This window comes from Streptomyces sp. NPDC054961 (assembly GCF_053609145.1).
On the sequence record NZ_JBSGWY010000017.1, the window covers coordinates 140,077 to 147,433 of the forward strand.

Here is a 7,357-nt window from a genome sequence, read left to right on the forward strand (position 1 = left end):
GGTGGGGGTGGGGGGCGGGGGTGGTGGGGGGGGGGGGTAACGCGGGGGGGGGGGGGATGGGCGCGGGGGGGGCCGGCCCCCGCCGGGGCCCCCCCCCCGCTCCTCCCCGTTCCCCCGTTCGCTCGAGGCGTCAGCCGCGCAGCTTCGACCAGGTGTTGGGGCCGACCTTGCCGTCCTTGGCGAGGCCCTTGCGGCCCTGGAAGGTCTTGACCGCGTTCTCCGTGTCCTTCCCGAACTTCCCGTCCCAGCTGCTGGGGCCCACGGAGATGCCGAAGTAGACCTCCAGCAGGCACTGGATCTCGACGACCTTGGAGCCGGAGTCGCCGATGTCGGTGTAGGCCGACCCCCCGTAGTAGCCGCACTGGTTGGAGGGGACGGCCTGCTCGACGCGCGTCGGCGCCGCGGTGGCCGTTGCGGTGCCCGCGGTGATCAGGCCGGCCGTGAGGGCGGCGGCGGTGAGGATCCCGGCAGTCGTACGACGTGCACGGTGCACGGTCATTTCCCTTCGGTCGCGGATGCGGGGGCCCGCCCGAACCGGCGCTCCACCCGCTTGCGATGACGAGTCTGGCCGCGCGGCCGCCACCGGAGTTGACGCTGCGGATCCAGCCGTTAACGAGCGGCGCTCTGTTCCCCGTGCAGGGCCGTCCGCCGGTACGCGCTCGGCGTCGTCCCGTACGCCGTCCGGAAGGCGCGCGTGAAATCGGAGGCGTGGACGAAGCCCCAGCGCGCCGCGAGCAGGCCGACGGGCCTGTCGAAGAGGTACGGATCTCCGAGGTCGCGCCGGCAGCGCTCCAGGCGGCGCCGGCGGATCCACGAGGCCACACCGAGGTCCCGCTCTCGGAACAGGCGGTTCAGGTGGCTGAGGGATATGTGGTGGGCCGCGGCCACGGCGGCCGGGGAGAGCTGCGGGTCGCCGAGGTTGCGTTCGATGAAGACGTGGACGCCCGCCAGCAGGGCCTGCCTGCGGCTCTCCGGCCGGAGCAGGTCCTCTGCCTCCAGGTGCTGGGAGACCAGCGCGGCCGCCAGGTCGAGCGCGACCCCGGCCAGCCGGGCCGCGCCCTGCGGACCCAGCGTGGACCCGGTTTCGACGAGGCGGACGAGGAAGTCGCCGGTCATGGCCACGGTGCCCTCGCCCGGCAGGTGCCGCCCGAGCAGCCGGTCGGCCTGCGCCGCCGGGAACGGCAGCAGGGCACGCGGCACGTAGAGGCTGATCAGCCGCGATCCCGGTCCGTGGTCGGGCACGAGGCACTCGTAGGTGGCGGAACTGCTGCACAGGACCATGTCGCCGGGCCGTAAGAGGGCTTGGTGTCCGTCGTGCGTCATGCGCACCGGTCCGTCGGCGGCCAGCGTCAGCCGGTAGCTCTCGGGGTCCGAGCGCCGGATCAGCGAGGGGGTGCGCCGCACGGCCGCGCTCGGGAAGGCCACGTCGGTGACATGGGCGATGCCGAAGTCCACCAGCAGCATGCGGGCCCGGAAGTCGTCGGTGCGGTCGCTGATGATCTCGCCCGGCAGCTGTGTGTGCGCGATCAGGTTCCGCCACCATGCGTAGCGCTCCGCGGGCGGTATGTCCTCGGCGTGGAAATCGTTGATCAGCATCGCTCTCTCCCTGAACCTGGACCGGACGGGCGGACGGGCCGGAGCGGTCGGACGCGGCCAACTCGAGGATGGCCGGACCACGGTAGATGTTCCGGAGTCGTCGCAGGTCGCTATCCGGACGGGGTGGTCACGGCCCCCCGGTCCGCGGGCGGGCCCCCGTTCGGGCGAGGCCCGGTGGCGGTGGTGCCCGGCGGGGCCGAGGCTGGGCGCGTGGCCGCAGACACCGATACCGCGAAGAGCTTCGACTACTCCGACCTGACCGCCGTGTACGTCAACTGCACGCTGAAGCGATCGCCGGAGCCCAGCAACACCGAGGGCCTGATCGACAAGAGCCGCACGGTGATGGAGGCGGCGGGCGTCCGGACCTCTCTCATCCGCGCCGTCGACCACGACATCGCCACGGGCGTCTGGCCCGACATGACCGACCACGGCTGGGAGAACGACCAGTGGCCGGTGCTCTACAGCCAGATCATGGACGCCGACATCCTCGTGCTGTGCGGCCCGATCTGGCTCGGGGACAACAGCTCGGTGATGAAGCAAGTCATCGAGCGGCTCTACGCCTGCTCCTCGATCCTGAACGACCAGGGCCAGTACGCCTACTACGGGCGCGTCGGCGGGGCGCTGATCACCGGCAACGAGGACGGCGTCAAACACTGCGCCATGAACATCCTCTACAGCCTCCAGCACCTCGGCTACGCGATCCCGCCGCAGGCCGACGCCGGCTGGATCGGCGAGGCCGGGCCGGGCCCCTCGTACCTCGACCCCGGATCCGGGGGTCCCGAGAACGACTTCACCAACCGCAACACGGCCTTCATGAGCTGGAACCTCATGCACCTCGCCGCCCTGCTGAAGCGGAACGGCGGGATGCCGTCGCACGGCAACCAGCGCTCCCTGTGGGACGCCGGCTGCCGCTTCGACTTCCCGAACCCCGAGCACCGCTGAGACCCGGTCCCCCGGCCGCGCGCCCGGGGACCGGACCGGGACGACGCCGGCCCCCAGGACCGTGACCAGGCCCCGGGGGCCGGCGTCACGCGGGGCCCGGACCGGGCGACGCCGTCCGTACGGCGCGCCGGGCCCCTCCGCCGTGCTCAGCACACGTCGGGGTGCGCGACGTCCAGTACGAACCGCTCAGGGCGGTGCAGCGTGAACGAGGTGACGTCGGGCCGGGTGTCGAAGGCGGCGCCGAGGGTGACGTGGCCCTCGAAGTCACCGGTCAGGGCGAGGCCCTTCAACGCGGGCAGGCCGATCCTGACGAGCCCGGGCCCGCGGTAGACGTTCCGCCCCGCGCCGTCGTGCCCGGCCGCGGGGCTCAGGCGGATCTCCAGGAAGTACCGCCCGGCCAGCGGGACGGGCTTGCCGGACCCGTCGTGGACGAGGGCGGAGACCGGGGTGACGGTGACGGCCGGGACGTGTCCCCGCAGGTCGACGACCACCCGGTCGTACGTGCAGTGCCCGCCCCAGCGCGCGTCGACGACGAGCGCGGTGGAGGGCGCGGTGGCGGTGCTGGACGCGGATGCGGCGGTGGCGGCTGCCGCGGGGGCCGGTGTGACGCAGCCGAGCGCGGCGGCGAGCAGAGCGCCGGTGCCCAGTGCGGTGGCCCGGCGGCGACGTGGACGGATCATGACGTCCCCCCGATTCTCGAGAGACGGGGACTGGTGTCACCAGTGAGGACGCTCCCCGCGCGGCGGCGGTTGCGGCGGTGGCACCGAAGCACCGGGTGCGGCGGACCGGGCGGACCCGGCGGGGCCGGCCCGCTCAGCGGGGCAGGAGGGCGCTCAGCTCCGCGTCGAGGTCGTAGTGCCGCTGCTCCTGGCCGCGCGGCACCATCAAGGTCATCCGGCGGCACAGCTCCCGGACGTCCTTCGCGCGGGCGGACACGACACAGCTCTGGTGACCGTTGCTGAAGGCCAGGAACACCCGGGGCTCGGTGCCCTTCCAGCGGGGCCACACCTGTATGTCGCCCTCGCCGGTGGCGCAGACGTGCCCGTCGAGCAGCAGCTCCCGCGAGAACACCCAGCGGGCGACGTGGACCCCGTCGCCCTCGAAGTCGAGGGAGATCTCGTAGGGCCGGTCGGCGCGGTAGACGAACACGCCGCGCAATGGGATGGGTGAGGGCGCGGCCTCCAGCCGGAGCGGGAGAACCCAGTGTTCTGTACCGGTCATGCGCGGGGCCGCCTCTCTCACGGGGTGGGGTTCTCACCCCCACTCGGGCAAGCTAACCCACCCCGGGGGCCCTCACCGCCGGGCGAAGGTCCCGTCCGGCAGGGTCCCTCGGCCCCTTTTCGCCCGACTGCGCGCACGGCGACGGCCGCCCCTCCCGGGTGGGAGGAGCGGCCGCCGCCGTGCTGTCGGGGTCGGGGGTCGGGTCGGGGTCGGATCAGGCGGCCGCGTCGTAGCTCGGTACGGGCAGGGTCGCGGTGGCCAGAGCGGCGACGGACCAGCGCTGGGCGTCGCTCTGGTTGCAGTCCCAGAGCTGGAGCTGGACCCCGTTGGTCGTGTCACCGCGGTTCAGGTCGAGGCAGCGGCCGGAGACCGGGTTGTGGAGGCTGCCGTCGGCGCGGGGCAGGAACTGCTGCGCCGGGTGGTTGTGGCAGTCCACGGCCTGGACCAGGGTGCCGTTGCCGGTACCGGCGTCCTTGGCGTCCAGGCACTTGCCCTGGATGCGGACCGTGCCGTCGGCCCGGACGTCGAACTGCTGGGCGAGGCCCCCGTTGATCTCGTTGCAGTCCCAGATCTGCACCTTGTTGCCGTCGGACGCGAGGTCCGCGCACTTGGTGCCCTTCGAGACCAGCGAGATCTTCGTGGGGGCGCCGGTGGCGGTGGGAGCCGCGGCGTAGGGGTAGACGGCGAAGTTGCTGATGCCGCCGACGAAGGTGCCGAAGTAGTCCGGCTGTCCGTTGACCTTGTACCGGCCGAGGACCAGCGGGCCGGTGGGAGCCGGGCTGCTGGTGGCCGCGTGGTTGCCGCTGGCGGCGAGGACGCCGTTGACGTACAGGCTCATCAGGCCGGTCTCGGCGTTGTAGACGGCGGTCAGACGGGTCCAGGTGTTCGCGACGAACCGCCCCGCGTCATTGACCTGGCCGGACCAGTCGTACGCCCAGCCGTCCGAGTCGGAGGAGGCCATGGCGAACCGCCACGAGTAGGTGGCGGCGTCCGCGTAGAGGGTGAAGGCGCTGTTGCGGGTGTTGTCCTGGCTGGCGATGAGCCCGCCGCTCGGACCGGCCTTGGCCCAGGTGCTGATGGTGAAGCTCTTGCGGGTGTCGATGGAGGTGCCGGCCGCGGTGATCGTCGCCTGGGCGCCGTTGAACGCCGCGTAGGAGGTGCTGCGGCCCTCGATGGCCTCGGCGGCGGGGTAGGTGATGCCGGTGGTGGTGGCGGGGTTCTTGTTGCCGCCGGCGCTGGGGGTGGTCGTGGCGGTCCCGGCGTTCAGCTTCCACTGGTAGGTGGGGGTGTTGAGGCTGCCCTGGAGGGTGAAGGCCGGGGCGATGCCGGTGACCGTCGGGTAGAGGACCGAGGTGCCGTTGGGTGCGGTGCCGAGGCCGTTGAAGGAGACGAGCTGCTGGTCCTTGTCGACGGCCCAGAGGTCGGGGATCTTGTCGCCGTCGAGGTCGCCGTCGGAGCCGACGCGCGGGTAGCGGGCCGGGTCGATCTTGCCGGTGATGAGGCCGGCGGCCGGGTCGGTGAAGCCGGTGAGGTCCGGGGCGTCAGCGGTGCCCTTGATGCTGAAGGCGTGGAGGGTGCCGCCGTCGGTCTTGTTGCGGGCCCACAGGGTGGGGAAGTTGGTGCCCTGGGCGCGGCCCGGGGTGAGGAGCTCGTAGGAGTCCCACTTGGTGTCGTTGGCGGAGATCAGGATCGCCGGGGAGTCGAGCTGGTTGGTGGCGCCGGCGATGGCCAGCCACAGGCGCCCGTTCTCGATGAACAGGAGCGAGGTCTGGGGCAGGTTCACGTCGCCGCCGGGCTTGCTGTCTCCGCTGACGGAGCCGTAGGCGGCGATCTGGGTGACCTTGGACCAGTCGGTGCCGAAGCCGTAGTCGGCGCAGACGATGGGGGTGAAGTCGGTCTTGGCGCAGGAGGCGGGCTTGTCGACCTTGATGGGTGCCTGGCCGTCGACGAGTCCGGTGCTGTTGTTGGTGAAGTTGTAGAGGTTGGGCTTGCCGGGCTCGTGGGCGAGCAGGTCGTCGACGTTCTTGTTGCCGAGGCTGCCGCGGTGGGTGAGCTGGATGCCGTTCCAGCCGTTGCCGCTCACGCTGGAGCGGGCGAGGGCGACGGCGGAGGCGGCGGGGTCGGCGCCGCCGTTGATCTGGCGGATGTTGCCGGCGGAGTCGGCGAGGACGACGTCGGCCTTCTGGTCACCGTTGATGTCGCCGAAGACTGGCGCGGGGCCGTTCGGGTTCGACGGCACGTAGAAGCTGTAGGCGACGGGCTGGGACATGTTGCCCGCGTTGTCCTGCGTCTGCAGGTAGAGGTAGTTCGTGCCCCAGGCCCGCGGGGTGAACTTCACCGTGGCCCGGCCGCCCGGAAGGCTCTTGATGATCTGCGAGTCGGAGTCCGTGCACTTCCAGTCGGAAGCCGCCTTGACCGGGTCCGTGGTCCAGCGGGCGCAGGCCAGGCCCGAGCTGCGGGTGCTGCCGTTGGTCGGGGCGTTGTCCGCACCCGAGAGCGTGAAGGTGCCCTCCTCGCCGACGCGCTTGGGGTGACCGCCGGTGGTGCCCGACGCCGGGAAGTCGGTCGAGGTGACGCCCGCGGAGGGCGACGTACGGTCGACGAAGAAGTAGCACCGCTCGCTGTCGGCGCTCTGCAGGGTGTCGTCCTGCGTGTTCGCGAACCAGTAGTACTTGTGCCCGTCCTTCAGGACCCCGAAGTCGGCGGTGATATCACCGGAAGAGCCGTTCCAGCCGGTGTTGACGTACTGGGCGCTGCCGTTGTTGTCCTCGTCCACGAGGGCGAAGTTCGACTGGAGCTGGCGTCCGGTGGGGGAGTAGGTGGCGACGGTCACCGAGGTGCTGGAGGTGAGGCTGACCCAGCCCGGGTTGTCCCAGGGGTTGACGGCGCCGGCCGTGCGGCAGGCGGCGTAGGTGTCGGTGGCGGCGAAGCCGGGGGTGGGGCTGGTGCGGGGGGTCCCGATGACGGGTCGTATGTCGTAGGTGACCGAGACGTGCGGGGTGTTGCTGAACCGCTGGCGGTAGTACATGTTGCCTTCGTCGTCCGGCGCGAAGCCGAACGTGAAGTGGGGCCACTTGTCCCGGGCGGCGGCCTTCATCTGGCTGGTGACGTCGTACTGGATCTCACCCGTTCCCGACATCCAGACGCCACCGATCTTGGGGCAGCCGCCCATCCGCGAGTTCTTGTCGCAGGGCTGGTTGTTCCAGGTGGTCGGGTTGTTGATGGGGCCGGTCTGGTACAGGCCCATCGGGGTCGACGTGCTGGGGCTCGAGGAGGAGGAGACGGTGGCACGGAGCCTGGCGTCGATGACCTCGGTGTCGTAGATCGTCGAGTTGATCCCGACCTGGAAGTACGCGCGCTCGCGGCCCTTGCGGGTGCAGGTGGAGTAGCCGCAGTAGCCGGCGGCCGGGACGTTCTGGCCGTCGGAGGTCGAGTTGTACTCGTTGGTGTCCGGGTACGCCTCCTGGACCTGCGACCACGCGCGCGTCGTGTTGTCGGCGGAGGGGTTGACGCCCGGGTCGATGTACCAGGGGCCGGTGCCCTGGCCGAGGAGGGAGGTGTCGGGGGTCAGCTCGATGCCGGTGGTGTCGGCCTTCAC

The 7,357-nt window shown here is 71.4% G+C and carries 6 protein-coding genes; 1 reads left to right on the plus strand and 5 read right to left on the minus strand.

Annotated elements, in window-relative coordinates:
• Window positions 1–130 precede the first annotated feature (130 nt).
• Together ACWF9Z_RS17785 and ACWF9Z_RS17790 are read right to left on the minus strand one after the other, a co-directional pair.
• Window positions 131–493 carry a peptidoglycan-binding domain-containing protein gene (locus ACWF9Z_RS17785; RefSeq protein ID WP_453603117.1) on the minus strand — a complete coding sequence of 121 codons (363 nt, stop codon included), beginning with the start codon at window positions 491–493 and terminating at the stop codon, window positions 131–133.
• A gap of 116 nt (window positions 494–609) precedes the next feature.
• Window positions 610–1,596, minus strand: coding sequence for a helix-turn-helix domain-containing protein (locus ACWF9Z_RS17790; RefSeq protein ID WP_453603119.1), 987 nt, complete (start codon window positions 1,594–1,596; stop codon window positions 610–612).
• Between the two features lie 210 nt (window positions 1,597–1,806).
• Between ACWF9Z_RS17790 and ACWF9Z_RS17795 the strand changes: the two genes are divergently transcribed.
• Window positions 1,807–2,538 carry a flavodoxin family protein gene (locus ACWF9Z_RS17795; RefSeq protein WP_453603121.1) on the plus strand — a complete coding sequence of 244 codons (732 nt, stop codon included), beginning with the start codon at window positions 1,807–1,809 and terminating at the stop codon, window positions 2,536–2,538.
• 146 nt (window positions 2,539–2,684) lie between these two features.
• Here the strand turns inward: ACWF9Z_RS17795 and ACWF9Z_RS17800 are convergent, their stop codons facing one another.
• The 3 genes from ACWF9Z_RS17800 to ACWF9Z_RS17810 form a co-directional block, all read right to left on the minus strand.
• Window positions 2,685–3,218: an AMIN-like domain-containing (lipo)protein gene (locus ACWF9Z_RS17800; RefSeq protein WP_453603123.1), complete on the minus strand. Its 534-nt coding sequence runs from the start codon at window positions 3,216–3,218 to the stop codon at window positions 2,685–2,687.
• 133 nt (window positions 3,219–3,351) lie between these two features.
• Window positions 3,352–3,759: an SsgA family sporulation/cell division regulator gene (locus tag ACWF9Z_RS17805; protein WP_453603125.1), complete on the minus strand. Its 408-nt coding sequence runs from the start codon at window positions 3,757–3,759 to the stop codon at window positions 3,352–3,354.
• A gap of 214 nt (window positions 3,760–3,973) precedes the next feature.
• On the minus strand, window positions 3,974–7,357 hold a 3,384-nt coding region (locus ACWF9Z_RS17810), incomplete at its 5' end, for a ricin-type beta-trefoil lectin domain protein (protein WP_453603127.1).

Coding starts and splice junctions, on each gene's coding strand:
- ACWF9Z_RS17800 (WP_453603123.1), bottom strand. CDS start 3,218: ATGATCCGTCCACGTCGCCGCCGGGCCACCGCACTGGGCACCGGCGCT.
- ACWF9Z_RS17805 (WP_453603125.1), bottom strand. CDS start 3,759: ATGACCGGTACAGAACACTGGGTTCTCCCGCTCCGGCTGGAGGCCGCG.
- ACWF9Z_RS17790 (WP_453603119.1), bottom strand. CDS start 1,596: ATGCTGATCAACGATTTCCACGCCGAGGACATACCGCCCGCGGAGCGC.